The sequence below is a fragment of the Moritella sp. Urea-trap-13 genome (genome assembly GCF_002836355.1).
Classification (GTDB): Bacteria; Pseudomonadota; Gammaproteobacteria; order Enterobacterales; family Moritellaceae; genus Moritella.
The window spans coordinates 259,256-283,661 of the sequence record NZ_PJCA01000039.1; the positions used below are offsets into that span (position 1 = coordinate 259,256).

Genomic DNA, 24,406 nt, shown 5'->3' on the forward strand with positions numbered 1-24,406 from the left:
CATATTTTTCTTTAAGTTGTTATGAAAGTTAATTCGTTATTGCAGTTACTGTTGTCATTCAGTTGCTTATGGGGGGCTTGGTTGATATCGACACTTTTTGTGCGCGATATTCATAATCAATCCGCAATAATACTGCCACCGCACAACTCATGACTAATAAGCTAGAACCACCATAACTGACTAACGGTAAGGTTAAGCCTTTAGTTGGTAATAATCCCGATGCTGCACCGACATTAACTAAGGTTTGAAAACAAAACCAAACACCAATACTGATCGCCAAGAAACCAGCAAAAGACTGATCTATTTCTAAACTACGACGACCAATCTGCAAGGCTTTAAATACTAAGAGCATTTGTAGCATCAAGACGATGAATACCCCTAGGAAACCCAATTCTTCGGCAAGGATCGCAAATACAAAGTCAGTATGCGCTTCCGGTAGATATTCTAATTTTTGGATGGAATTACCCAGTCCTTCGCCACTAAAACTCCCCCGGCCAAAGGCCATTAACGACTGCGTTAGCTGGTAACCACTGCCAAATGGATCATCCCAAGGGTCGAGAAAAGAAGTGATTCGGCGCATTCGATAGGGCGATAATATCACTGCTAATACGCCCAGTAAAATAGCTACAACACATAATGCCATGAAGTGGACTAATTTTGCACCACCGATAAATAACAGCGCTACACTGGTGGTTAAAATAACCATAACAGAACCGAAATCGGGTTGAAAAAGCAACAAAGCAGAAATGACTAGGATCACTAATAAGCCATTTACAAAACCTTTATAACTCTCTTGTAATAAGTTCTTTTGACGAACGAGGTAACCTGAGAAATAGGTAAATAAAGCGAATTTTGCAAATTCGGCGGGTTGCATATTCAACGGACCTAACGATAGCCAACGAGTACTACCATTTACCGTGCGCCCGATAACTAATACCAACACCAATAATGCGATAGCAACAAATAAGAAACGCACACTATTACGTTCAAAAAATGCAATCGGCACATTCAATACACAGGTGGCAGCGAACAGCGACACAAGTAAAAATATCACATGCTTTTTCACAAACATAAACGGATCGTTACCCAAGGCGATACCTTCTGGCAACGAAGCTGATGCCACCATAACTAAACCTACCATCATTAATACAATCGCCAGTAATAATAATTGTCGATCATAGACCGCGCGTTGCTGTACTTCTACGCCGAGTAAATAGTCTTTCGTCCGTGTTAAAAATTCCATTACAATGCCTTAACTAGCGCTCTAAAATGATCGCCTCGCGCCATAAAATTCACGTACATATCAATACTGGCGCAGGCCGGTGACAACAATACCCAATCACCCGGTTGCACTAACTGACTAATTTCTGCAATCGCAGTATCTAAATCGCCAACCAACTTGGTATTATCGGCTAACGCGGCAAAACGCTCGCCATCTTTACCAAAGCAATAAGTTAGCGCTATATCATCACGTAATGCAGGCACCAAAGGACTAAAGTCAGCGCCTTTACCATCCCCACCAGCAATCAGATATAAACGCCCTTTGACACTGCTTTTCAAGCCATCAAGTGCAGCGAGTGTCGCACCGACATTAGTGGCTTTGGTATCATTGATCCACATGACGTCATGCAATTTACGGATAAATTCACAGCGATGAGCTAGGCCAGTAAACTGCGTTAAACCCGGTAAAGTTTTAATTCTATCCACACCCGCCGCATCAAGTAGCGCTATCGCAGACAAAGCATTCATCAAGTTATGTAACCCAGTGATCTGCAGATCATCAGCGCTGATAATGCCTTTACCTTGATAAGCGAGCCAAGTTGACCCTTGCTGTTGGATCAAGCCATAACCTGCATCATCAACACCAAAGCTTTGTTTTATCGTATCGCCATCATGGTCTTGTTCAGCACCAACCGTTAATGCATCATCACGATTGGTCACTATGGTTTGCGCATGTTGGTAAATAGATAGTTTAGCCTGACGATAAGCCTCAAAATCAGGGTAACGGTCGAGATGATCGTCACTGACATTAAGTACCGTAGCCGCAACAGCCTGCAAGCTATGTGTGGTTTCTAATTGAAAACTAGACAGTTCTAATACATAGAGCTGATAAGGTTCGGCTACATCCAATAGGTCTAATGCCGGAATACCGATATTGCCACCGATAGCGGTTCTCACGCCAGCAGCATTGGCCATTTCACCAACCAATGTGGTCACTGTTGATTTACCGTTTGATCCAGTGATCGCAATAATGGGTGCTTTTGCCGCTCTCACAAACAGCTCAATATCACCAATCACTTCGACACCACTTTGCTGTGCTGCGGCAATCTCTGGCGTCGCAATAGCAATACCAGGGCTAACAATTAATTGTTTAGCTTGTAACAAGATCTCGGGGTGTAGACCACCTTTGTACAACGTTACCTGAGCTGGCAGTTCATCTTGTCCCGGCGGTACATCGCGACTATCAACCACAACAGGCACAATACCTTGCTTTAGAAAATAGCGCACACAAGACAGACCGGTTTGGCCTAAACCAACAATAACAATAGAAGATGCCATATTTTGCTCAGATAAGTGTGTCATTAGCGAACCTTCAACGTAGCTAAGCCAATCAGTACGAGAATAATAGTAATGATCCAAAAACGCACAATAACACGCGGTTCAGGCCAGCCTTTTAATTCATAATGATGGTGAATAGGTGCCATTCTAAAGATACGTTGACCACGTAATTTATATGAACCAACTTGTAAAATAACCGATACCGTTTCCATTACGAACACACCACCCATGATAACTAACATGAATTCTTGGCGAACCAATACCGCCATAGTACCTAAACCAGCGCCCAAGGCTAATGAACCAACATCGCCCATAAATACTTGCGCAGGGTAAGTATTGAACCATAAGAAACCCAGTCCAGCGCCCACCATCGCCGCACAAACAATAACTAATTCACTGGCTTGAGGGATGTAAGGAATAAACAGGTACTCAGCAAACTTAACATTACTGGTTAAGTAAGCCACTAACATGAATGCACCCGCAACTAATACCGTAGGTAGAATAGCCAGACCATCCAAACCATCGGTTAAGTTAACCGCATTACTACTACCGACAATCACGAAATACGTTAATACGATGAATAACAGACCCAGCTCAGGCATATATTCTTTAAAGAAAGGCACCACTAAGGTTGTTTCTGCGGCAGAACCCGCAGTCACATACAGATACACTGCAATCGCAATCGCAACCGCTGATTGCCAGAAGTATTTCCAACGCGCAATCAAGCCATCAGTATCTTTACGGATCACTTTACGGTAATCATCGACAAAGCCAATCGCACCAAAGGCAACAAATACAAACATCATCACCCAGACATAAGCATTATCTAATCTTGCCCATAATAACGTCGAGACTAAGATGGCAATCAAGATCATCACGCCACCCATCGTTGGCGTGCCACGTTTACTAAAATGGGACTCTGGACCATCATCACGCACGATTTGACCAATCTGCATATCTTGCAAATAGCGGATAAGTTTAGGGCCCATCCATAATGTCAGTAATAACGAGGTAATTATCGTAATAATTGCACGAAATGTGAGATACGAAAAAACTCTGAATAGCGAGAAATGCTCACTTAAAGATTCGAACAACCAAACTAACATTTTCTTTCCTTTATTGTATTTTCAACTAACGTTGTATTTTCGATTAACATAGTAGAGTGCTCTGCTAGCTTAATGGTTAACAAACTGATTGCCTGTTCCATTTTAGCGCTGCGAGAGCCTTTAAATAATAACGTAAACAGCTGCGTTTCCGGTGCAGTTGTAATTAATTCAATCAGCGCAGCAACTAATGCAGACTGAGTCAAAAAGGCACGCCCACACTCACCCGCAGTAAGCGCAGCTTCACGGCTGAGTGCGCCGCAAGTATAAACATGATCGACTTGTTGCTGCTGAGCATAATGACCCACTTGCTGATGCATATTCGCGGTACTACTACCAAGCTCGCCCATATCGCCCATCACCAATACATTGGTAGAGGAGAAATGAGTTAATACATCAATAGCTGCTTTAACCGAGGCAATATTGGCGTTGTAAGTATCATCAATCACTCGAATACGTGGGGTTAATGCTGATATTTTCAATCGCCCCTGCACATTTTTCATGGATTCAAGACCCAGCTTGATAGTGTTAATATCAATACCGAAACAACTCGCCATTGCCGCAGCAGCCAATGCATTAGCAACGTTATGACTCCCTGCAACAGCCAAATTAATCGTACACTCATCACTTGGTGTACATAACCTAAATGTCGGGTTACCGACATTATCAAATGTGATATCTGCGGCAAAGTAATCAGCGCTGTCATCGACCACTGAAAAACTAACCTGTCGCTGAGCATTTACTTTACGTAACCAGTATTGATAAAATTTATCATCACGATTCAATACAGCCATACCGTGATGTTTCACACCTGCTAAGATCTCACCTTTCGCAGAAGCAACGCCTTGTAAATCACCAAAACCTTCTAGATGTGCAGCATCAACATTATTGATTAACACTACTTCAGGCAATACCAACCCCGTGGTATAGGCAATTTCTTTTTTGTGATTAGCACCAAGCTCCATCACAGCATATTGGTCATCGGCTTGTAAACGTAATAACGTCAGAGGAACACCAACATCATTATTAAAGTTCCCCGCTGTCGCTAATGTCGGCGCCACTAACTTTAAAATAGCCGCGAGCATTTCCTTGGTTGTGGTTTTACCGTTGCTGCCAGTTAATGCGGCCACTTTAGGATTAACTTGTTCGCGCACCATTTTGCCTAATAATCCCAAGGCAATACGGCTATCTTTGACTACGATTTGTGGAATATCGATGGCTTGCTTTTTCGTCACAATCGCAGCGCTAGCACCTTGCTCAACGGCTTTGGCGACAAAACTGTTGGCATCGAAGTGTTCACCACTCAGAGCGATAAATAAATCGCCCGCTTTGATCGTGCGAGTATCTGTAGAAACAGCGGAGATAACGCGATCATCACCCTGTAACTTGCTATTAAGCTGCGCCGCAATGGCACTTAACGCTAAATTAATCATTGTTGGTTATCCAGCATTTCGATGATCGTTTCACGATCACTATAATGGTGTTTATGCACACCGATAATTTGGTAATCTTCATGGCCTTTACCCGCGACTAAGATAATATCCTCTGCTGCACTTTGACCCATAGCCCAGTGAATCGCTTGACCGCGATCATGAATAACTTGCACAGCATCAGGCTTAGCAAGTCCAGCAAGCATATCAGTTACGATCGTAGAGGCAGACTCAGTGCGAGGATTATCATCAGTAATGACAGCAAAATCTGCAAATTGTTCAGCGACTCGTGCCATTAATGGTCGTTTACCTGTATCTCGGTCACCACCGCAGCCATATATGCACCACAGTTTACCTTCACAGTGAACCCGTAATGCCTGCAGGGCTTTTTCTAATGCATCTGGCGTATGGGCATAATCAACCACACAAGCGGCTTGTCCTCCGCGCTTGAATAATTCCATACGGCCACATACTGCGGTTAATTTTGGCGCTACCTGTAATAACGAATCGAGATCATATCCTAACGCTAATAAACTTGCGCAAGCCGCCACTACATTAGACGCATTAAACTCACCAATTAAACCACATTGCAGTTTGCCTTCGCCCCAACTGGTTTTTAATTCACAGCTAAAACCAGCAGTATCAAAATTTAGATCACGACAATATAAGAAAGCCCCGGTATGGGCAGATAAATCTTGTTGCACTGAAAACTGGATCGCATCAGGCCATTGTTTCGCCCAGGCGTTACCGTAAGCATCATCGACATTCAGGATCTTGTGTTTTACCGCACCTTGGAATAAGATTTTTTTGGCATCCGCGTAAGCATCCATATCGCCATGGTAATCAAGGTGGTCACGGGTGAGGTTAGTAAATAATGCCACATCAAAATCCAGCGCACTAACGCGACCTTGGATCAAACCGTGAGACGAGACTTCCATGGCGCATAATTCTGCACCTTGTTGTAATTGACTAGCGATTTCAGCTTGCACATCTAAACCACTACCCGTGGTATTTTCTGCTTGGGTTAACTGGGCAAATAAACCATTGCCGATCGTGCCCATCACTCCCGCTTTACCGGCTAATAAGGTCACCCAATTAGCAATAATCTGGGTAATGGTACTTTTACCATTGGTGCCAGTGACACCGATCAGTTTTAATTGCTGGGAAGGAGACAGGTAAAAATTATCGGCTAATGCGGATAAGGCTAAATTAAGGCCAAAAAAAGAGATAACAGGGATCTGCTCAACATAGTCGATATGTCCATGTTCAGCGGCTGTATCGGCGTCTTTAAGTACCGCTGTTGCACCGCTTGTTAATGCCTTACTGATAAAGCGACGACCATCAAGTTCATGACCATTAACCGCGACGAAACAATCGCCAGTTTGCACTTTTCGGCTATCAATGATCAAGGCGTTAACCGCTAATTCAACATCAATATTCCACGCGTGTAGAGATAATACTCGACATGATGAATTCATTTCAAAACCCTTAGTATTTAAAACCCTTGGCATTTCACAATCCTTTGCACCAAACAATCTTTAACGCCTGAGCGCCCATAATTTTAAGAGTCTTTTGCTGTTATCGTTAATGATTGTTTTTCATCTGGAGTTACATTTAACATTTGCAGTGTTCTTTCCATCACTTCAGCAAATACTGGCGCTGCAATCACACCGCCGTAATAACGATCACCGCTGGGTGAATCAATCACCACAACTAATGCGAAACGAGGATTAGACACTGGCGCTACACCAGCAAATAAGGCAACATAATCATCACCATAACCACCGGCTATCGCTTTACGTGAAGTACCGGTTTTACCCGCAACACGGTAGCCATCAATACGGGCTTTATCGCCCGTGCCGCCTTTGGTCACCACGGTTTCCATCATGCTTAATAGCGCTTCAGCGTGGTCTTTAGATAATACCCGCTCTGATAATGGCGTGGTATCTAATTTTCTAATCGTTAGCGGACGGTATAAACCACCCGACCCGATCGTCGCATACGCATGGGCAAGCTGTAATGTGGTTGATTGCATGCCGTAACCAAATGATAACGTCGCATTTTCAAATTCAGACCAACGGGTACGACGAGGCATGTAACCGCGACTTTCACCGTTTAAGATCAAGCTACTCACATTACCAAAGCCAAACTGATAATAGGTATCGAGTAAGCGCTGATGGCCGAGTTTCAAGGCAATTTTACTCACACCCATGTTCGATGAATAACGTAAAATATCAGCCAAGGCTATATCACCACGGTTACGGGTATCTTGCACTAAACGACCACCTAGACGCATGCGCCCTGGATTGGTATCAATCACTGAGTCAGCTGCAATAACACCGTTATCTAAACCACTGGCAATCACCAAAGGTTTAATCGTTGAGCCTGGCTCATAACTATCTGTGATAGCACGATTCTTTAATTTGTAACTATCATATTTACTGCGGTTATTGGGGTTAAACGACGGGCTATTTACCATCGCTAATATTTCCCCAGTTTTCACATCAATCATCACTAACGAACCCGATATTGCGCCGTTATATTTCACCGCTTTTTTCAAACGCTGGTAGGCCAATGACTGGATACGCTGATCAATACTTAACTGGATATTATTCGCTTGTTCACTTTCCTGCAATACTGAAATATCTTCAATAACATTACCGAGGCGATCTTTACGGACAATACGTTTACCCGGCGTGCCTGTCAGGAAATCATCATAAGCTCTTTCAACACCCTCAATGCCTTTGTCATCGATATTAGTCATGCCAACTAACTGAGCACTCACTTCACCGGTTGGATAAAAACGACGAGATTCGGGCGCTAAACTGACACCGACTAGCTTTAACTCATCAACATACTTGGCAACGGCAGGGCTTATTTGGCGTTTGATATACATGAAACGACCATTGGAGGCCATAATTTTGGCTTGTAGATCGACAAGGTTAAGATCGAGAATTTCAGCAAACGCTTGCCATGCACGTTTTTTATCAAAGCTGTTTTTATTTTTAATGGTGCGCGGATCGACATGGATAGCCATTACCGGGACACTCACGGCTAATTCAACCCCGTTGCGATCGGTAATAATACCGCGTTGCACTTGTTGTGATGTCACCCGTAATGAACGCATATCCGCTTGTTTACGCAAATGTTCAGGATTAATAATTTGGATATAAGCGGTACGTGCAAGCAGGCATAAAAAAATAATCACGACGGTCGCAACGACTAAGCGATAGCGCCATAGAATAAAATTAGGTTGTTCTTCATTGGGAGTATTTTTACGATTTGTCACTGCTGTGTCACCAATTGCTCTTCTGCGGTACTTGGTCGATACATGCCGAGTTTATGTTTAGCGGTGTATTCAATTTTACTGTGTTCTTCTAGCGTACTCTGTTCTAACAAGAGATTACGCCATTCAATATCCGCAAAATCTCGTTGAGTCAGTAATTGCTCTTTGTTATTGGTCAGCAAACGAGTTTCGTGGGTTAACATGATAACGGCAAAAGCGGAAATTAAGATAGCAACCAATAGACAAACGACGCGCTTATGCTCGCCAATGTCAACCATGATGACTTTACCTAAATCCCACTTAATGCCGAACATATTACAACTTCTCCGCCACGCGTAATACTGAACTACGTGCACGAGGATTTATCTCTAACTCAGCTTCCGAAGGTTTGAGCATTTTACCCACCGCTTTCATGGTGCGTGTTTTATCAATTTCTTCTTGCATGATAGGTAAGCCGTATGGCACTTCTTTACCACGAGCTTGCTTACGAATAAACTGCTTCACAATACGATCTTCTAACGAATGAAAGCTGATCACCGATAAACGACCGCCAGGCTTAAGGCATGTTAATGCGCCAGCTAAAGCACGTTCGATCTCTTCAAGTTCACTATTAATATAAATACGGATAGCTTGGAATGAACGCGTCGCTGGGTGCTTAGTTTCTTTTTTCGATTTAGGCACCACACGGCAAATTAAACTTGCTAACTGTGATGTAGTTTCAAATGGCGTACCGTCACGGTCAAATACCACTGCACGGGCAATTTTACGCGCGAACTTCTCTTCACCAAACACTTTTAATACCCAAACGATATCGTCATAGTCTGCAGTTGCAATCCATTTCGCCGCACTCAGGCCTGATGTCGGATCCATACGCATATCCAAAGGACCATCACGTAAGAAGCTGAAACCACGAGAAGCATCATCGAGCTGTGGTGAAGACACTCCAAGATCTAATAACACACCATCAACTTGTTCAGTTAAGCCTTTAGCTTCCATGTATTCTGCAATACCTGAAAATGGACCATGAACGATGTCAAAGCGAGGGTCTTCTAGTTTTAGTGCTTCGCCAACAGCAATTGCTTCGGGGTCACGATCAATGGCGATCAAGCGCCCATTTTCACCGAGTTGCGATAAAATAAAGCGAGAGTGACCACCGCGACCAAAAGTACCGTCAATGTAAATACCATCCGGTTTTATATCGAGTCCAGCAACGGTTTCATTAAGTAAAACGGATACGTGTGCAAATTCTTGTGTCATAGCGATAAAAGCTCTTAAAAATACTTTAAATAATAGCAGGTGCTAAAAAAGGTATTGTAGCGTAAAAGGTCTAGTTTTGGGAGAGTAAATATAATGAAGGTAATACGAAGAAAGAAAAACAAGAACCTATCTACACTGTAATAAGTAGAAAGGTTCTTGGAGTTGGTCGATAAGCCGGGTTTTGTCGTGGACAATCATTCCTCTAGGTCTGCAATCGCTCACAGACTCAAGCAACCTACCCGCTTTCAGCGTGGGCCACGCCTATAGAAAGCCTATTTGGTCTTGCTCCGGGTGGAGTTTACCCTGCTACGAACTATTACTAGCCGCACGGTGCGCTCTTACCGCACCCTTTCAGCCTTACCTGTGCTTCCGAAGAAGCCATCGGCGGTCTTCTCTCTGCTGCACTTGTCGTAGGCTTGCGCCTCCCAGGCGTTACCTGGCACCCTGCCCTCTGGAGCCCGGACTTTCCTCCCCTCTATAACCTCGATATAAATACCGAGTCATAAAGCAGCGATTGTCTGACCAACTCCAAGGCGGAGGATAATACATAATCTAACCCAGAAAATCCAGTGATTAATCGAAGTTTTCTAAACCCCATTTATACAAGGCATTCTTTTTGACACCGTGAATTTCAGCCGTTAATGCCGCCGCTTTTTTCAAGGGTAATTCTTCGTTTAATAATCTCAATGTATTCAGTACCTTAGCTGGAATTTCTAAACCCGTAGGTTTGAAACCTGCAACCAGCAATACAATTTCACCGCGACTACGGTTACTGTCTTCGGCAACCCATGTGGCTAATTCACCGACAGGCATAGTGGTAATACTTTCAAACGCTTTGGTTATTTCGCGCGCAACACATACTTCACGTTCCGGCCCCATGATCGCAGTTAAAGCATCGAGGGTATATTGTAAACGACGCGGTGATTCATAAAAAATCATCGTGCGGGTTTCTTCTTTCAGTTCCGTTATTTTGTCATTACGGGCTTTTTCTTTTGATGGTAAAAAACCTTCAAACGAGAAACGGTCAGACGGCAGACCAGAACCACTCATTGCGGTTACCGCAGCGCAGGGGCCAGGCAGTGGTACTACTTTAACGCCATGGGCGCGACAAGTATTTACCAAATGATAACCAGGATCACTGATCAAGGGTGTACCGGCATCTGAAACCAGCGCGATACTGATACCTGATTGTAATTTTGATACTAAGTATTCCGCTTTTTGCTGCTCATTATGATCATGCAAAGCAAATGTTTTAGTCTTGATTTGGTAATGGCTTAGCAGTTTCCCTGTATGACGGGTATCTTCTGCCGCAATTAAATCAACACTTCTGAGTATCTCTAAACCACGTTCAGTGATGTCAGAAAGGTTGCCAATCGGGGTTGGAACGATAAATAAAGTTGCTTGTTCAGACATTTCATTCTCATGGGTAGTTTTTTGTTAAGCGATGATGCTTTAGTATAGGGGTATTATAAATCTCTTTTGCAGGATAATACACCAATGGAATTTAAGCACAGCTATTCCCGCTTGATTATGCTTTTTAGCTTGAGTTTACTACTCAGTGCGTGTTCAAGTACCACGACATCTGAAAAAGCAACATCGAAACCACAACCAATCGTTGCACCAGACGTACTGACACAAATTGCTCAGCCTGCACAATACTACATTGATAAGATCGCATTAGCGAATAAACCACAAGCCATCTCGTGGCAGCTACTATCGGCGCGCGCTCTAATTTCTGAAGGCCATCCACAACCAGCGCTGGATATGTTACTTTCAGTTGAACGTAATCCATTATCTACACAGCAATTATTTGAAGTAGCACTGATAAAATCAGAAGCTTACCTATTAGAAAAACGCTATCAAGATGCTGTCACAATACTTCATTTTAGTTCCACGTTAGACACAGCCAAACAAAACCATTGGCAACGCTACTATTTATTAAATGCGACGTTGGCCGAACTGTTAAATAATAACGCCAAAGCGGTTGAATACCGTGTTGCACTAAATGACTTCCTCGATGCTGAACTGCACAGCACCAACAATACTCGCTTATGGGCTCTGGTTTCAGTCATTCCGCTTGCTGAATTACAGCAACTAACCCTGCGTTTTAAGACTGAAAATCCAACGCTATCGGGTTGGTACGACTTAGCGGCAACCGCACAGCAATATCGTACTGAACCACAGTCGTTGATCAACCATTTACAAGTATGGCAAACAACTTACTCACAACATCCTGCCTTGAGTGGTTTTCCTATTGAATTGGTTAAAGCAATGGCAACAACCCCTTACGCACCAAGCCGAATAGCCGTGCTGGCGCCATTAACGGGTAAAAGTGCTGTTGCAGGTAAAGCAATTCGAGATGGAATGCTAAGTGCTTACTATCAAGGAAACCCGGCTGATAATACAGCTGATAGCGGTCATCATAATATCGATTTGCGCTTCTATGATACTGCTACCACCAGTGCCGATGAGCTGTATTTACAAGCAATAGATGATGGTGCTGACTTTGTAGTCGGGCCGCTGTTAAAATCCAACCTAGCGAAAGTATTACCGCTAGTGAAAGACGTGCCATTAATTTCGTTAAATAAACTGACCGAAGCAGAAACGCTAGCAGCAGAGAACATTTATTACTTCTCATTGAGTTCTAATGACGAAGCTACTGCCGCCGCAAAAAAAATGCACCGAGATGGCATTAAACAACCTTTAGTTCTCGCGCCAAATAATAGTACCGGTAACCGTTTAGCTGAAGAATTTAACCAACAATGGCACTTGCTAACCACAGGCACCAGCGAAACCTATAAATATAAAAGCCGCAGCGATATGCAAAATACCGTGACGTCGCTGTTTTCTGTGACCTCAAGTAATCAACGAATTCGCTTAATGCAGAATTTGGTTGGCGCTGATGTGAAAGCCAAAACCCGTAGCCGCCGCGACATTGATGCAATTTATATTATTGCCACGCCTTCTGAAGCCATGTTAGCAATCCCTTTCATTAGCACCACACAGAATCCGTATGCACCGCAAGTAGCCGTATATGCAAGTTCACGTACCCATGGTAATCATCTATCCAAGAGCCAAAGCCGCGACCTTAATGGCTTAATCTTTAGCGACATGCCTTGGTTGTTGAACCCAGATCGCGAATTAAAACAACAAACTTTGGCACTATGGCCAAATATGTCGAAAATCCAGCAAAATCTATTTGCGATGGGCTACGATGCATTTACATTAATTCCGAATCTGCTACAGCTGCGTAATTTCCCTAATTTACGCTTAGCTGGCCAGACTGGCATTCTCTATATCAATGATAATGGTATTATTGAACGCGAGTTTAGCTGGGCAAAATACCGCTCCGGCAAAATACAACTAGAGGAAAGTAACGCTGAATAAAAAGCAGCCCCGTCAACGCGGGGAATATTTTGAAGGTATAGCAGCCGATTTTTTACAGCGCCAAGGCTTAATCATCTTGGCGCGAAACTTTGCTTGTCGGCAAGGGGAAATAGATCTTATTTGCCAACACGGTGCCAGCTGTGACATTAAATCTTCAACAACACTACCCACCTTAGTATTTGTCGAGGTAAAATATCGCCAATATACCCATTACGGTGGAGCTATTTCTGCAATTCCGGTCGCCAAACAACGAAAATTGCGTTATACAGCGCAATATTATATGGTGCGCCACGGAATAAATGAAAACTATACCCCTTGCCGTTTCGATGTGATCGCCATTGAAGGTTCCAGTGATAATATTCAATGGATAACCAATGCTTTTTAGAGTAGATACCCATGTTAGAGCTAATTAAAGAAAATTTTACTGAGAGTATTCAAACCAAGATCGCTGCAGCTGAAGCGTTACCCGAGTACATTCAAAATTCAGCCATGATGATGGCACAGTGCTTATTAAACGGTAACAAGATCTTAATTTGTGGAAATGGTGCATCAGCTAGTTTATCGCAAAATTTTTCGGCGTCATTATTAAACCGCTACGAAACAGAGCGCCCAAGCTTACCGGCGCTGGCGTTAACTCCTGACTGTACTTTAATGACAGCCATTGGTACTGATACCAGCTTTGATATGGTTTATTCAAAGCAAGTACGTGCACTGGGTAATGATGGTGATATCTTAGTGGTGATCTCAGCAGGTGGTCATAGCCGTAATGTCATTAAAGCGATTGAAGCAGCGCTAACGCGGAACATGACAATCGTGGCGTTAACCGGTAAAGATGGTGGTGAAATATCTGGATTATTAGGTCCACACGATGCTGAAATACGCGTACCATCACGTCGAGAAGCAAGAATACAAGAAGTACATGCACTGATCATTAATTGTCTGTGTGACATTATCGACCAGACTTTATTCCCGCAGCAAGGGTACGAAGAATAAGTATGAAAGCAGCTAAAAAATTAACCCCTTGGTTGGCAATAAGTATCATGCTATTAAGTCTTACTACGCTACAAGGCTGTAGTAGTGGCGGTGGTTTTAGTCAATTAATAGATGATGAAACAATTACTCTCGACATCACTGCAGGACTTAATGACAACAGTAAGCAATTGTTGAGCAACAATAACCTACATATTCTGACTAACAACAGTAAAGTATTATTATCAGGTCAGGTAAGAACCGAAGCTGAGCGTCAGAAAATAGTCACGATTGCGGCAGAGACCACAGCAGTACAACAAGTGTATAACCAGATCCGATTAGGGCCACCAATCTCATTTGAACGTGCCAGTAAAGATTCTTGGTTAACTACAAAAGTAAAAACCAGTATTCTTAACCTGAAAGATATTGAACCACTGAAAGTCAAAGTGATAACCGAAAATGCCGAAGTGTTTTTGATTGGCCGAGTAACAAAAGCCCAAGGTGACCAACTTGCTGAAGCCGCGCGCTATGTGGTTGGTGTCGATAAAGTCATTAAAGTATTCGAGTATCGCTGATAAGCGCTATATCGATAAATGAGCAGTAGTTAAGTCATAAATAAAAGATAAAAAAATGCAGTACTGAATTATGCCCGTCGACACATTCAAGTACTGCACATAGTCGTTAATTAAGTATTATGTTACTTAATGACCCTTAAAGCGGGTTTACCTTTAGTCGGCTTTGGACGTTCTGTCGCTTCACTCTTACTTTCAGGGCTTGCAGCAGGCGCACTGACCAACGCAGGTATGCTTTTCTCTTCACTAGGCTCAACAGCCGCTTCTGCGATCTCTTGCTCAGCTTGATCTATATATGCTTGTTCAGGTTCAAACATGCTACCAGCGCCGTTCTCACGTGCGTAAATAGCTGTAATCGCTGCAACAGGCACATAAACATCAAACGGTACACCACCGAAGCGAGCATTAAAGCTCAATGCAGTATTGTTTAACTCAAAAGCAACCACAGCACTAGGTGCAATGTTCAATACGATCTGACCATCTTGAACAAACTGTTGTGGCACGTAAACACCAGCAATATGCGCATCAACAACGATATGCGGTGTTAAGTCATTATCAAGTAACCACTCATAGTGACTACGTAATAAATAGGGACGAATTGGGGTCATTTTATCCATAAATTACATTAACATTCTCATTTCGCGTTCTTGTTCAGTTAAAGATGCTTGGAATGATTCACGATCGAATACTCGTAGCATATAGTTCTTTAACTCACCTGCAGCTTGACCAGGTAGATCAATACCTAGTTCCGGCAAACGCCATAACAGCGGCGCCATGTAGCAATCTACTAAGCTGAATTCTTCACTCATGAAGTATGGGTATTCAGCAAAAATTGGGCTGATACTCATTAATGCTTCTTGCAGTTGCTTACGCGCTACAGCAGCTTCTTCAACAGAGCCTTTCATAATCTTAGTAACTAATGAATACCAATCGTTTTCGATACGGTGCATCATTAAACGGCTACTACCACGAGAAACAGGGTAAACCGGCATCAAAGGTGGATGCGGGAAACGCTCATCCAGATATTCCATGATGATACGTGAGTTATATAACGTTAATTCACGGTCGATTAATGTCGGTACTGTTTGGTAAGGATTTAAATCAATTAAATCTTCAGGTAGATTATTACGGTCAACCTGATGAATATCAACACTTACGCCTTTTTCAGCTAAGACGATTCGGACTTGATGACTATACAGATCAGTCGGTTCCGAATATAACACCATAACTGAACGTTTATTAGCAGCTAAAGCCATGCCACCTCCAATAAATTGTAAACACAAACGCCAATGATAGCCTAAACTAGCATTGGCGGTACGTAATTCTTTTACCAGCAACTTTTACAAGTAACGTGGCAACATCTCAACGATTAGTGGATATCACGCCAGTATTCGCGGTTCAAGAACCAACAAAATACAAGTAAGATAAGTAGGAACCCAATAACCCAGAAGCCCATTTCTTGACGTTCAAGTTGATTTGGCTCTGCTGAGTAAACTAAGAAGTTCACTAAGTCTAACATAGCTTCATCAAACTCTTCTGCTGATAACTCACCGTTTCCATCGGGGCTTAGGTAGCTAGTCAGAATTTCACCTGTTGCAACACCATTGGCATCAACAACTGCGGTTTCTTTAACAATTCTAGCACCTTCCGGTAAATCTAGCTCTTCTTCGTTATGTTTTATTTCTAAAAGACGTGCTGTACCTTGCAATTCTTCCAGTACATGCGGCATACCGACACTTGGGAATACCACATTATTTACGCCAAATGGACGTGTTTCGTCAATATAGAAAGAGCGCAGGTAAGTATAAACCCAATCAGCACCACGCAGACGCGCTTCTAGTGATAAGTCTGGAGGTGTAGCACCAAACCATTTTGCACCACTTTCAGCAGGCATCGCAGTTAGCATTAATGAGCCAACTTTAACGCCAGTAAATACTAGATTTTCAGTCATGACATCACGATCGATACCCAGATCGTCAGCAACACGTGAATAACGTTGGTATTGCGTAGAGTGACATGTAGAACAATAATTCATGAAGATTTTAGCACCATTTTGCAGTGATGCTTTGTCTCTTAAATCATAGTTAGCTTCGTCTAAATGAGCACCACCACCAGCTGCAAATGCAGCCATCGGCAACAGGGTAAGTAACGCTATAAATAATTTCTTCATTACATTGTCACCCTTTTTGGTAATGGTTTAGTGGTTTCATTCTTACTGTATAACCACAGAAGACCGAAGTAGCCAAAGTAACCTAACGTCGTGATTTGAGACAATAATGTACGACCAGGCGTTGGTGCTAATGTGCCTAATACACCCAAGATAATGAAGCAAACAACAAACTGAGTTAGGTTAAGTTTGTGCCAAACACTACGGTAACGGATTGATTTAACTTTACCGCGATCTAACCAAGGCACTAAGAATAACATTACAATCGCAAGACCCATCATGATCACGCCACCGAGTTTGTCCGGTACCGCACGTAGGATTGCGTAGAATGGTGTAAAGTACCAAACAGGTGCAATATGATCCGGTGTTTTCAGTGGATTAGCCGCTTCAAAGTTTGGCGCTTCTAAGAAGTAACCACCACCTTCAGGCATAAAGAAGATCACAATACTACATAAGATAAGCATCACCACTACTGCAACAGTATCGTGCACTGTGTAGTAAGGGTGGAATGGAATACCATCTTTCGGCCAACCATTTTCATCTTTGTTTTCTTTGATTTCAATACCGTCTGGGTTATTAGAACCAACGTGATGCAGTGCTACAATGTGTAAGAACACCAATACCACAAGTACCAATGGCACAGCGATAACATGCAGCGCAAAGAAACGGTTTAGTGTCGCACCAGAGATCACGTAGTCGCCACGGATCCACAGTGTTAAGTCATCACCAATTATTGGGATCGCACCAAATAACGAGATAATAACCTGAGCACCCCAGAATGACATTTGACCCCATGGTAGTAAGTAGCCCATGAAAGCTTCAGCCATTAGCGCTAAGAAGATTAAGCAACCAAAGATCCACAATAATTCACGCGGCTTCTGGTATGAACCATACATAAGACCACGGAACATGTGCAGATAAACCACAACAAAAAATGCCGATGCACCTGTTGAATGCATATAACGCAGCAACCAACCAAATTCAACATCACGCATGATGTATTCGATTGATGCAAATGCACCCTCACCCGATGGGTTGTAGTTCATTGTTAACCAGATACCCGTTAGGATTTGGTTAACAAAAATGATTGTTGCTAGAATGCCAAAGTAGTACCAGAAGTTAAAATTCTTCGGTGCTGGATATTGGCCAGCGTGTTTGTTCCACGTATCCGTCATTGGGATACGATCGTCGATCCAATTGACTATTTTACCAAACATTAGGCAGCTCCCTTGTCTACACCAATTATAATCGTCGTATTATCCACATAGTAATGTGGTGGTATAACTAAGTTCAACGGTGCAGGTACACTTTGGAATACACGACCAGCCATATCAAATTTAGAACCATGACATGGACAGAAGAAACCAGAAGAAACACCTTCGACTTGTTCGCCAAAGCTGTCAGGCAGGTAAGTTGGTGAGCACCCTAAGTGAGTACAAATACCAACAGCCACAAATAACTCGGATTTAATCGAGCGGTATTTGTTCTGTGCGTAACTTGGTTGTTGTTCTTGTTCTGATGCCGGATCGCGTAACGAACCATCATGCTGTTCAAGTTCGTTTAATACACTTTCTGTACGAGATACAATCCATACAGGCTTGCCTCGCCATTCAACTCGAATTAACTGACCAGGTTCAATTTTACTAATATCAACTTCAACGGGAGCACCAGCTGCTTTAGCTTTAGCACTCGGGTTCCAAGATTTGATAAAAGGTACGGCTGCGCCGACAGCTCCAACACCACCCACTACACATGTAGCAGCAGTTAAAAAGCGACGACGACCAGAATCAACAGGCGCATTGCTCATCCAATTATTCTCCCATTCGGACTCAGCGCAAATTATTTTTATTATCTTGCAGTGAATACCATTTCAAAAAAGATAACTTTTTAATAGCTAAAAAAGTTACATAAATGCCGTTGAATTTTAATTAATTGGTTACATTTTTACAAGGACAATGAGACATTAATCATGGATTTTCAGTGATTAAGTCAATATCTGTCGCTTATGACCCAGTAAATAGAGCAAGTCGCTCTGTTTCTGTGTTAACTGCAATCATACAAGTAAGAAACAGCATTAAATTTAACAAAGCTGTAACTACGTCAATTAAATAAAAGATAAAAAATAGACAAAAAAAAGACAAAAAAAAGCCTGGCAAATGCCAGGCTTTCGTCGCAATAAAGCGAACCACAAAAAACGGATTAACGTTTTGAGAACTGTGGACGTTTACGTGCTTTTCTAAGACCAACTTTCTTACGTTCAACTTGACGAGCATCACGAGTAACAAAACCAGCTGCACGTAGGCTAGGACGTAAAGTTTCGTCATAAACCATAAGTGCGCGAGTGATACCGTGACGGATTGCGCCAGCTTGACCAGTAGTACCACCACCAGAAACAGTGATGTTTAGGTCGAATTTGTCTTGTAGACCAACTAATTCTAGTGCTTGACGAACAACCATACGAGCCGTTTCACGACCAAAATAAACTTCTAAAGAACGTTTATTGATAGTTAGTTGACCAGTACCAGCTGTCATGAATACACGAGCTGTTGAACTTTTACGACGACCAGTGCCGTAGTATTGATTTTCTGCCATTTGCTTAAATTCCGTAAATTAGATGTCTAGAACTTGTGGTTGTTGAGCAGCATGATTATGCTCAGGACCTGCGTATACTTTCATCTTACGGAACATTGCGCGGCCTAGAGGACCTTTTGGCAACATACCTTTAACTGCAGATTCGATAACACGCTCTGGAGCTTTATCAATTAGCTTTTCGAAGCTGATTGATTTTAAGCCACCAATGTAACCAGTGTGCGAGTGGTAAATTTTACCTTTCGCTTTGTTACCTGTTACAGTAATTTTTTCACAGTTTACAACGATGATGTAATCACCAGTGTCAGCATGAGGAGTGAACTCAGGCTTATGCTTACCACGTAAGCGAGAAGCGATTTCAGTCGCAAGACGGCCTAAAGTTTTACCTTCAGCGTCAACAACGTACCAGTCACGTTTGATCGTGCTTGGTGTAGCAACAAAAGTTTTCATTTATATTGAACCCAATAAAATTTGTTTAAACTATCATATATACTTGTCTATATATGAACTATATACCTTGCTTATCCCTTCGAATAAGTACATGGCGTCATTAGGACAAGGAACCACCACAGCACCTTGTTCGTGGGCAGCACGCATTATAAAGAGAAATGAGCGAAATTTCACCTATATTTTTCAAAAAATAGGATTAATCTCAAAAAACATTCATCTAGTACCAAAAAAACGACTGGAATTAAGGCTATTTCCGCAATTTAACTTGATGTACTTGATGATTTAAGTCTTTAGTAAGAATAAGGTTAGCACGTTCTCGTGTCGGTAAAATATTTTCTACTAAATTTTTACCATTAATTGTTCGCCAAATGTTCAGGGCCACACCTTTTGCTTCTTCCTCATCCAATTTAGCATAATGATGGAAGTAAGAACTCGAGTCAGTAAAGGCACTTTCGCGTAGTTGCAAGAAACGTTGTACATACCAGTTTTCTAAATTTTCTGTTTCAGCATCGACATAGATAGAAAAATCGACAAAATCAGAAACAAATACACGATGCGGATCATTCGGATATTCTAATCCCGATTGCAACACATTTAAGCCTTCAAGAATAACGATGTCTGGCTGCTCAACAACGACTTCTTTGTCCGGTTCAATATCATAAGAAAAGTGCGAATAGACAGGGGCAGTAACACGCGCATTACCCGATTTAATATCGGCGACAAATTTAACCAATGAATTTATGTCATAACTTTCAGGGAAGCCTTTACGCTTCATCAAATCATGTTCTTTTAGATGTGCATTTGGATACAAAAAACCATCGGTAGTAATTAACGCCACATTGGGGTGTTCGCCCCAACATTGTAGCAGTGCTTGTAAGATCCTTGCTGTGGTACTTTTACCGACAGCCACACTACCAGCAAGACTAATAATGTAAGGTACCTTACCGACTTTACGGCCTAAGAACTGATCGCGCACCAAACGACGCTGAACACGATTGGTGACATATAAATTAAGCAAGCGCGAGAGTGGTAAATAAATATCACACACTTCTTCAATAGAAACGCGCTCATTAATACCTTGCAGCTGCTTTAACTCGAGAGCGGATAACGTCAGTGGTACTGACTCACGTAGTTCAGCCCAATATTCCCTGTCAAACACTTGATATGGTGAGTAATTCATTAAACTAAAAGCCTACTTAACGCCCTAATAATGACTTACTTCGCGTATTTAGAAGTAAGCCTTTGCAATGAACTTAATGACGTAATAACACTATATACGTCACTTTGTCAGTCCATGTCCGCCGAAACAATAGCCTATATACTTACCGTAACTCAATAAATAAATGCGTTAGTTGCTGTATTTATTTTAATAACGCGCACAAAAACTACCTACTTGGTGCTAAAAACAGCTGTATTTGTGCCTTAACTACACTTTAAGGCAAATGTTCACGCGCGAGATAGTCATGAGATTGCATCTCTTGCAGACGCGATAAACAACGACGGAATTCGAACTCCAACAAGCCAGTACTATATAGCGCCGACATTTCCAGTTCCGCTGATATGATTAAGGTTACATTACGTTCATAAAACTCATCGACCATGGCAATAAAGCGACGCGCAACGTCACCGGTTAACGGGCCCATCTGTTTGACGTTGGCTAATAACACGGTGTGATAGATACGCGAGATTTCCATATAATCAACTTGGCTGCGTGGACCACCACATAATTCTGCAAAATCAATCATCAATACACTATCAGCTTCCGCTAATGTTTGGATTTGGCGATTTTCAATGTCTATCGGTTGATTATAGTTACGAGGATCACAAGATAACTGTTGAAAATATTGATCTAAATTCTGCTGCGCAATACTGTCCAAGGGGAAATGGTAAATTTCTGCTTGTTCCAATGTCCGTAAGCGATAATCAACCCCACTATCGACATTAATGATGTCACAGTTTTGATTAATCAAATGAATAGCAGATAAAAAACGCGCGCGTTGCAGGCCATTACGATAAAGCTCATCAGGAATAATATTCGATGTCGCCACCAGAATAACTTGATGGGAAAATAACTCCTCAAACAAGGTGCCTAAAATCATCGCGTCGGTAATATCTGAAACAAAAAATTCATCAAAACAAATAATACGAGTTTCATCTGCTAACTTCTTCGCTATCACTTTCAATGGATCTTTTTGTTGTGCTAAGCCTTTTAGTTCTTGATGGATACGGTGCATAAAACGATGAAAATGAATGCGGGTTTTATTTTCAAACGGTAGACAATCGTAGAAAGTATCAACTAAATAGGTCTTACCTCTTCCCACCCCGCCCCAAAAGTAAATACCTTTCACTGGATTATTCAACACCGGTATTGGCTTTGCCGTTAATGCTTTTAACTTAGCTAAAAAGCTTGTTTTGGCGGGTAACTCTGGCACCGCTAACAATTCATCAAACAAGCGTTGCAATGCCATTACGGCATTTTCTTGTGCTGCATCAAACATAAAATCAGGGCGCTTTAAATCAAGCTGATATTTTTCTATGGGGGTCATTATAATTGCTAATCCTTTACTGTTTCTAACGCCTTTTATTGCCATATTCCGACACGCATTAATGATAATCAATGCTACCATGTTGTATTCTTTTGAAATACACTATTTTAAAACTAAGGCCGTTATATTAGAGTATAGAATTAAGCGTCCCATACTTAGTAGAATACAAATTTCCATTTAACGAGGTGTATATGCCCTATTTTGAAATATTAATTAGTCTGGTTATCGGTATTGTTATCGGTTTTGCTATTGCCAAGGTAACCAACACAAAAGATCAAACAGGTAAGTTTAAGGGTAAGTTATTAGCCAAAGAAGCTGAAATTGAACAATACAAGCATGATGTGAATGAACACTTCAACAGTACTGAAGCGTTATTGCTGAAATTGTCTGATAGCTATGTTGAAATGCAGAAGCACTTAGCCAATAACGCCAAACATTTATTAGACAATGTAGCCGTTAAAGACATTCCTTTTCAGGCTAAAGAAATAATCGTTCCAGTAGAACCGCTTGAAGGCCAGCCAAAAGACTATTCGAGCACCAGTTCAGGGTTATTGAACAAATAACTTGAACTTTTAGTTTTGGACCATATCTAACTGTTTATGCTTATAATTTAAAAGGCTTAAACTGTTATGGACGTTAATGTTATGAAAGTTAAATTACATTGTAAAACGCTCTCAGCGCTAGCATTAACGGCAGCGATAGGGTTAGCCAGTTTACCTGCAACAGCAGCCTTGCCCTTCGCTGTTGCAGGACAACCCCTGCCCAGTCTAGCTCCAATTCTAGAGCAAGTGACACCTGCCGTTGTTAATATATCGGTATCGGGTACCAAGGTATCACCACAACAAATCCCTGAAGAATTCCGCTATTTTTTTGGCCCTGATGGTTTAGGCTCGAAACAACAAGCGCAACCATTCCAAGGCCTAGGTTCTGGTGTTATTATCGATGCCAAACAAGGCTATATCCTCACCAATAACCATGTTATTGCCGATGCTGACAACATCCAAGTCATGCTTAAAGACGGCCATGAATATAACGCAACACTCATTGGTGCCGACAAAAGTAGTGATATCGCCTTACTGCAAATTAAAGCCAAAAATTTAACTGAAATAAAATTCGCCGACTCGGATAAATTACGTGTTGGTGATTTCACTATCGCCATTGGTAATCCGTTTGGCTTAGGTCAGACTGTGACCTCAGGTATTGTAAGTGCCTTAGGCCGAACCGGTTTACAATTAGAAAACCTCGAAAACTTCATTCAAACCGATGCTGCCATTAATAGTGGTAATTCTGGCGGTGCGTTAGTGAATCTACGTGGTGAATTGATCGGCATTAATACCGCGATATTAGGCCCTAATGGCGGTAATGTCGGTATTGGTTTCGCGATCCCAGCGAATATGGCTAACAACTTAGTACAACAGATCATTGAACACGGTGAAGTACGTCGTGGCTTATTGGGTGTCGCAGGACAAGAGTTAACCGCCGATCTTGCCAAAGCATTTGATATCGATGTGCAATACGGCGCTTTCATTAACCAAGTCACCCCTGATTCTGCCGCTGCAGAAGCTGGATTAGTCGCGGGCGACATTATTGTCAGCGTCAATAATAATAAAATTCGTAGTTTCAGTGAATTAAGAGCACGTATTGGTTCTTTAGGCCCAAATAAAAAAATCACCTTAGGTATCGTCAGAGACAGTAAACAAATAACAGTCACTGCAACTCTCAAACCAGCAGATAACCAACTCGCCAATGCCAGTAACTTGCACCCGAGTCTAAAAGGCGCGACATTAGTTAGCGCCGAAAAAGACCAAGGCGTGATGATTTCTCACGTCCAACCACGTTCAATCGCTGCGGCATCCGGATTGAAGCAAGGTGATGTCATTATTGGCGTGAATAAAGACCAAGTTAAAAATCTAGCCCAACTACGTCAATTACTGACGGCAGAAAAAACCACTCTGGCACTTAATATTCAGCGTGGTGAGCAACACTTATTCCTAGTATTACGCTAGGTCTTACATCACTTTACACGTTATTTCTTACATTATCCTAGAAAGAGGTGCTATTCTCTACATTGCTATTTTTGGTGAGTAACGT

The 24,406-nt window shown here is 42.1% G+C and carries 24 protein-coding genes and 1 other RNA gene; 6 read left to right on the top strand and 19 right to left on the bottom strand.

Features of this window, described 5'->3' with window-relative positions:
* Positions 1 to 58: 58 nt before the first annotated feature.
* The 10 genes from ftsW to rsmI form a co-directional block, all read right to left on the bottom strand.
* Positions 59 to 1,243 (bottom strand): cell division protein FtsW, encoded by a 1,185-nt coding sequence (gene ftsW, locus CXF93_RS20065; RefSeq protein ID WP_101064277.1) that lies wholly within the window; start codon positions 1,241 to 1,243, stop codon positions 59 to 61.
* Positions 1,243 to 2,583, bottom strand: a complete 1,341-nt coding sequence (gene murD / locus CXF93_RS20070; protein WP_101064278.1) for a UDP-N-acetylmuramoyl-L-alanine--D-glutamate ligase — start codon at positions 2,581 to 2,583, stop codon at positions 1,243 to 1,245. The genes ftsW and murD overlap by 1 nt, the downstream gene beginning before the upstream one ends.
* The gene (mraY, locus tag CXF93_RS20075; protein ID WP_101064279.1) at positions 2,583 to 3,665 is read right to left on the bottom strand and encodes a phospho-N-acetylmuramoyl-pentapeptide-transferase; all 1,083 of its coding nucleotides are present in this window, start codon (positions 3,663 to 3,665) and stop codon (positions 2,583 to 2,585) included. The genes murD and mraY overlap by 1 nt, the downstream gene beginning before the upstream one ends.
* The gene (gene murF / locus CXF93_RS20080; protein ID WP_101064280.1) at positions 3,659 to 5,095 is read right to left on the bottom strand and encodes a UDP-N-acetylmuramoyl-tripeptide--D-alanyl-D-alanine ligase; all 1,437 of its coding nucleotides are present in this window, start codon (positions 5,093 to 5,095) and stop codon (positions 3,659 to 3,661) included. The genes mraY and murF overlap by 7 nt, the downstream gene beginning before the upstream one ends.
* Positions 5,092 to 6,603 carry a UDP-N-acetylmuramoyl-L-alanyl-D-glutamate--2,6-diaminopimelate ligase gene (gene murE, locus CXF93_RS20085; RefSeq protein WP_101064281.1) on the bottom strand — a complete coding sequence of 504 codons (1,512 nt, stop codon included), beginning with the start codon at positions 6,601 to 6,603 and terminating at the stop codon, positions 5,092 to 5,094. Before murE ends, murF begins: the two co-directional genes overlap by 4 nt.
* A gap of 50 nt (positions 6,604 to 6,653) precedes the next feature.
* Positions 6,654 to 8,381 carry a penicillin-binding protein 2 gene (locus CXF93_RS20090; protein WP_101064282.1) on the bottom strand — a complete coding sequence of 576 codons (1,728 nt, stop codon included), beginning with the start codon at positions 8,379 to 8,381 and terminating at the stop codon, positions 6,654 to 6,656.
* Complete coding sequence (ftsL, locus tag CXF93_RS20095; protein ID WP_101064283.1) at positions 8,378 to 8,692, bottom strand: cell division protein FtsL; 315 nt, start codon at positions 8,690 to 8,692, stop codon at positions 8,378 to 8,380. The genes CXF93_RS20090 and ftsL overlap by 4 nt, the downstream gene beginning before the upstream one ends.
* 1 nt (position 8,693) lies before the next feature.
* Positions 8,694 to 9,635, bottom strand: a complete 942-nt coding sequence (rsmH, locus tag CXF93_RS20100) for a 16S rRNA (cytosine(1402)-N(4))-methyltransferase RsmH (protein WP_101064284.1) — start codon at positions 9,633 to 9,635, stop codon at positions 8,694 to 8,696.
* A gap of 154 nt (positions 9,636 to 9,789) precedes the next feature.
* An RNA gene (gene rnpB / locus CXF93_RS20105) (RNase P RNA component class A) lies at positions 9,790 to 10,165 on the bottom strand.
* Between the two features lie 43 nt (positions 10,166 to 10,208).
* Positions 10,209 to 11,048 (bottom strand): 16S rRNA (cytidine(1402)-2'-O)-methyltransferase, encoded by an 840-nt coding sequence (rsmI, locus tag CXF93_RS20110; RefSeq protein WP_101064285.1) that lies wholly within the window; start codon positions 11,046 to 11,048, stop codon positions 10,209 to 10,211.
* Positions 11,049 to 11,132: 84 nt separating this feature from the next.
* Here rsmI and CXF93_RS20115 point away from each other — a divergent pair, with 84 nt between their 5' ends.
* Genes CXF93_RS20115 through CXF93_RS20130 form a run of 4 tightly spaced genes read left to right on the top strand, consistent with a single transcriptional unit; the run spans position 11,133 to position 14,566 of the window.
* Positions 11,133 to 13,022, top strand: coding sequence for a penicillin-binding protein activator (locus CXF93_RS20115; protein WP_101064286.1), 1,890 nt, complete (start codon positions 11,133 to 11,135; stop codon positions 13,020 to 13,022).
* Complete coding sequence (locus CXF93_RS20120; protein WP_101064287.1) at positions 13,015 to 13,407, top strand: YraN family protein; 393 nt, start codon at positions 13,015 to 13,017, stop codon at positions 13,405 to 13,407. Before CXF93_RS20115 ends, CXF93_RS20120 begins: the two co-directional genes overlap by 8 nt.
* 11 nt (positions 13,408 to 13,418) lie before the next feature.
* On the top strand, positions 13,419 to 14,015 hold the full coding sequence (locus tag CXF93_RS20125; protein WP_101064288.1) for an SIS domain-containing protein: 597 nt from the start codon (positions 13,419 to 13,421) through the stop codon (positions 14,013 to 14,015).
* 2 nt (positions 14,016 to 14,017) lie between these two features.
* The gene (locus tag CXF93_RS20130) at positions 14,018 to 14,566 is read left to right on the top strand and encodes a BON domain-containing protein (protein WP_101064289.1); all 549 of its coding nucleotides are present in this window, start codon (positions 14,018 to 14,020) and stop codon (positions 14,564 to 14,566) included.
* Between the two features lie 122 nt (positions 14,567 to 14,688).
* On the opposite strand, the gene sspB is transcribed toward CXF93_RS20130, so the two are convergent.
* From sspB to zapE, 9 genes are all read right to left on the bottom strand, one after another.
* A complete protein-coding gene (gene sspB, locus CXF93_RS20135) occupies positions 14,689 to 15,180 on the bottom strand; it encodes a ClpXP protease specificity-enhancing factor (protein ID WP_198551718.1) in 492 nt (163 codons plus the stop codon).
* A gap of 3 nt (positions 15,181 to 15,183) precedes the next feature.
* Positions 15,184 to 15,819: a stringent starvation protein SspA gene (gene sspA, locus CXF93_RS20140; protein ID WP_017221719.1), complete on the bottom strand. Its 636-nt coding sequence runs from the start codon at positions 15,817 to 15,819 to the stop codon at positions 15,184 to 15,186.
* Positions 15,820 to 15,932: 113 nt separating this feature from the next.
* Positions 15,933 to 16,733, bottom strand: a complete 801-nt coding sequence (locus CXF93_RS20145; RefSeq protein ID WP_101064291.1) for a cytochrome c1 — start codon at positions 16,731 to 16,733, stop codon at positions 15,933 to 15,935.
* Entirely contained in the window at positions 16,733 to 17,947 is a 1,215-nt protein-coding gene (locus CXF93_RS20150) for a cytochrome bc complex cytochrome b subunit (RefSeq protein WP_101064292.1), read from the bottom strand. Before CXF93_RS20150 ends, CXF93_RS20145 begins: the two co-directional genes overlap by 1 nt.
* On the bottom strand, positions 17,947 to 18,537 hold the full coding sequence (gene petA / locus CXF93_RS20155; protein ID WP_017221716.1) for a ubiquinol-cytochrome c reductase iron-sulfur subunit: 591 nt from the start codon (positions 18,535 to 18,537) through the stop codon (positions 17,947 to 17,949). Before petA ends, CXF93_RS20150 begins: the two co-directional genes overlap by 1 nt.
* Before the next feature lie 392 nt (positions 18,538 to 18,929).
* On the bottom strand, positions 18,930 to 19,322 hold the full coding sequence (rpsI, locus tag CXF93_RS20160; RefSeq protein WP_101064293.1) for a 30S ribosomal protein S9: 393 nt from the start codon (positions 19,320 to 19,322) through the stop codon (positions 18,930 to 18,932).
* A gap of 18 nt (positions 19,323 to 19,340) precedes the next feature.
* Positions 19,341 to 19,769, bottom strand: coding sequence for a 50S ribosomal protein L13 (gene rplM, locus CXF93_RS20165; protein ID WP_101064294.1), 429 nt, complete (start codon positions 19,767 to 19,769; stop codon positions 19,341 to 19,343).
* 247 nt (positions 19,770 to 20,016) lie between these two features.
* Positions 20,017 to 20,949 carry a type I pantothenate kinase gene (coaA, locus tag CXF93_RS20170; protein WP_101064295.1) on the bottom strand — a complete coding sequence of 311 codons (933 nt, stop codon included), beginning with the start codon at positions 20,947 to 20,949 and terminating at the stop codon, positions 20,017 to 20,019.
* Between the two features lie 253 nt (positions 20,950 to 21,202).
* Entirely contained in the window at positions 21,203 to 22,315 is a 1,113-nt protein-coding gene (gene zapE / locus CXF93_RS20175; protein ID WP_101064296.1) for a cell division protein ZapE, read from the bottom strand.
* A 191-nt stretch (positions 22,316 to 22,506) separates the two neighbouring features.
* On the opposite strand from zapE, the gene CXF93_RS20180 reads away from it, so the two are divergent.
* A complete protein-coding gene (locus tag CXF93_RS20180) occupies positions 22,507 to 22,878 on the top strand; it encodes a YhcB family protein (protein WP_101064297.1) in 372 nt (123 codons plus the stop codon).
* A gap of 81 nt (positions 22,879 to 22,959) precedes the next feature.
* The gene (locus CXF93_RS20185; RefSeq protein WP_101064357.1) at positions 22,960 to 24,321 is read left to right on the top strand and encodes a Do family serine endopeptidase; all 1,362 of its coding nucleotides are present in this window, start codon (positions 22,960 to 22,962) and stop codon (positions 24,319 to 24,321) included.
* Positions 24,322 to 24,406: the final 85 nt, after the last annotated feature.

Bases quoted from the DNA above. Each gene is read 5' to 3' on its own strand.
- rplM (WP_101064294.1), bottom strand. From the start codon at position 19,769: ATGAAAACTTTTGTTGCTACACCAAGCACGATCAAACGTGACTGGTAC.
- petA (WP_017221716.1), bottom strand. From the start codon at position 18,537: ATGAGCAATGCGCCTGTTGATTCTGGTCGTCGTCGCTTTTTAACTGCT.
- CXF93_RS20115 (WP_101064286.1), top strand. From the start codon at position 11,133: ATGGAATTTAAGCACAGCTATTCCCGCTTGATTATGCTTTTTAGCTTG.
- rsmH (WP_101064284.1), bottom strand. From the start codon at position 9,635: ATGACACAAGAATTTGCACACGTATCCGTTTTACTTAATGAAACCGTT.
- mraY (WP_101064279.1), bottom strand. From the start codon at position 3,665: ATGTTAGTTTGGTTGTTCGAATCTTTAAGTGAGCATTTCTCGCTATTC.
- murD (WP_101064278.1), bottom strand. From the start codon at position 2,583: ATGACACACTTATCTGAGCAAAATATGGCATCTTCTATTGTTATTGTT.
- murE (WP_101064281.1), bottom strand. From the start codon at position 6,603: ATGCCAAGGGTTTTAAATACTAAGGGTTTTGAAATGAATTCATCATGT.
- CXF93_RS20150 (WP_101064292.1), bottom strand. From the start codon at position 17,947: ATGTTTGGTAAAATAGTCAATTGGATCGACGATCGTATCCCAATGACG.
- rsmI (WP_101064285.1), bottom strand. From the start codon at position 11,048: ATGTCTGAACAAGCAACTTTATTTATCGTTCCAACCCCGATTGGCAAC.
- sspA (WP_017221719.1), bottom strand. From the start codon at position 15,819: ATGGCTTTAGCTGCTAATAAACGTTCAGTTATGGTGTTATATTCGGAA.
- coaA (WP_101064295.1), bottom strand. From the start codon at position 20,949: ATGAATTACTCACCATATCAAGTGTTTGACAGGGAATATTGGGCTGAA.
- sspB (WP_198551718.1), bottom strand. From the start codon at position 15,180: ATGGATAAAATGACCCCAATTCGTCCCTATTTATTACGTAGTCACTAT.
- ftsL (WP_101064283.1), bottom strand. From the start codon at position 8,692: ATGTTCGGCATTAAGTGGGATTTAGGTAAAGTCATCATGGTTGACATT.
- CXF93_RS20130 (WP_101064289.1), top strand. From the start codon at position 14,018: ATGAAAGCAGCTAAAAAATTAACCCCTTGGTTGGCAATAAGTATCATG.
- ftsW (WP_101064277.1), bottom strand. From the start codon at position 1,243: ATGGAATTTTTAACACGGACGAAAGACTATTTACTCGGCGTAGAAGTA.
- CXF93_RS20145 (WP_101064291.1), bottom strand. From the start codon at position 16,733: ATGAAGAAATTATTTATAGCGTTACTTACCCTGTTGCCGATGGCTGCA.
- zapE (WP_101064296.1), bottom strand. From the start codon at position 22,315: ATGACCCCCATAGAAAAATATCAGCTTGATTTAAAGCGCCCTGATTTT.
- CXF93_RS20185 (WP_101064357.1), top strand. From the start codon at position 22,960: ATGAAAGTTAAATTACATTGTAAAACGCTCTCAGCGCTAGCATTAACG.
- CXF93_RS20180 (WP_101064297.1), top strand. From the start codon at position 22,507: ATGCCCTATTTTGAAATATTAATTAGTCTGGTTATCGGTATTGTTATC.
- rpsI (WP_101064293.1), bottom strand. From the start codon at position 19,322: ATGGCAGAAAATCAATACTACGGCACTGGTCGTCGTAAAAGTTCAACA.
- CXF93_RS20125 (WP_101064288.1), top strand. From the start codon at position 13,419: ATGTTAGAGCTAATTAAAGAAAATTTTACTGAGAGTATTCAAACCAAG.
- murF (WP_101064280.1), bottom strand. From the start codon at position 5,095: ATGATTAATTTAGCGTTAAGTGCCATTGCGGCGCAGCTTAATAGCAAG.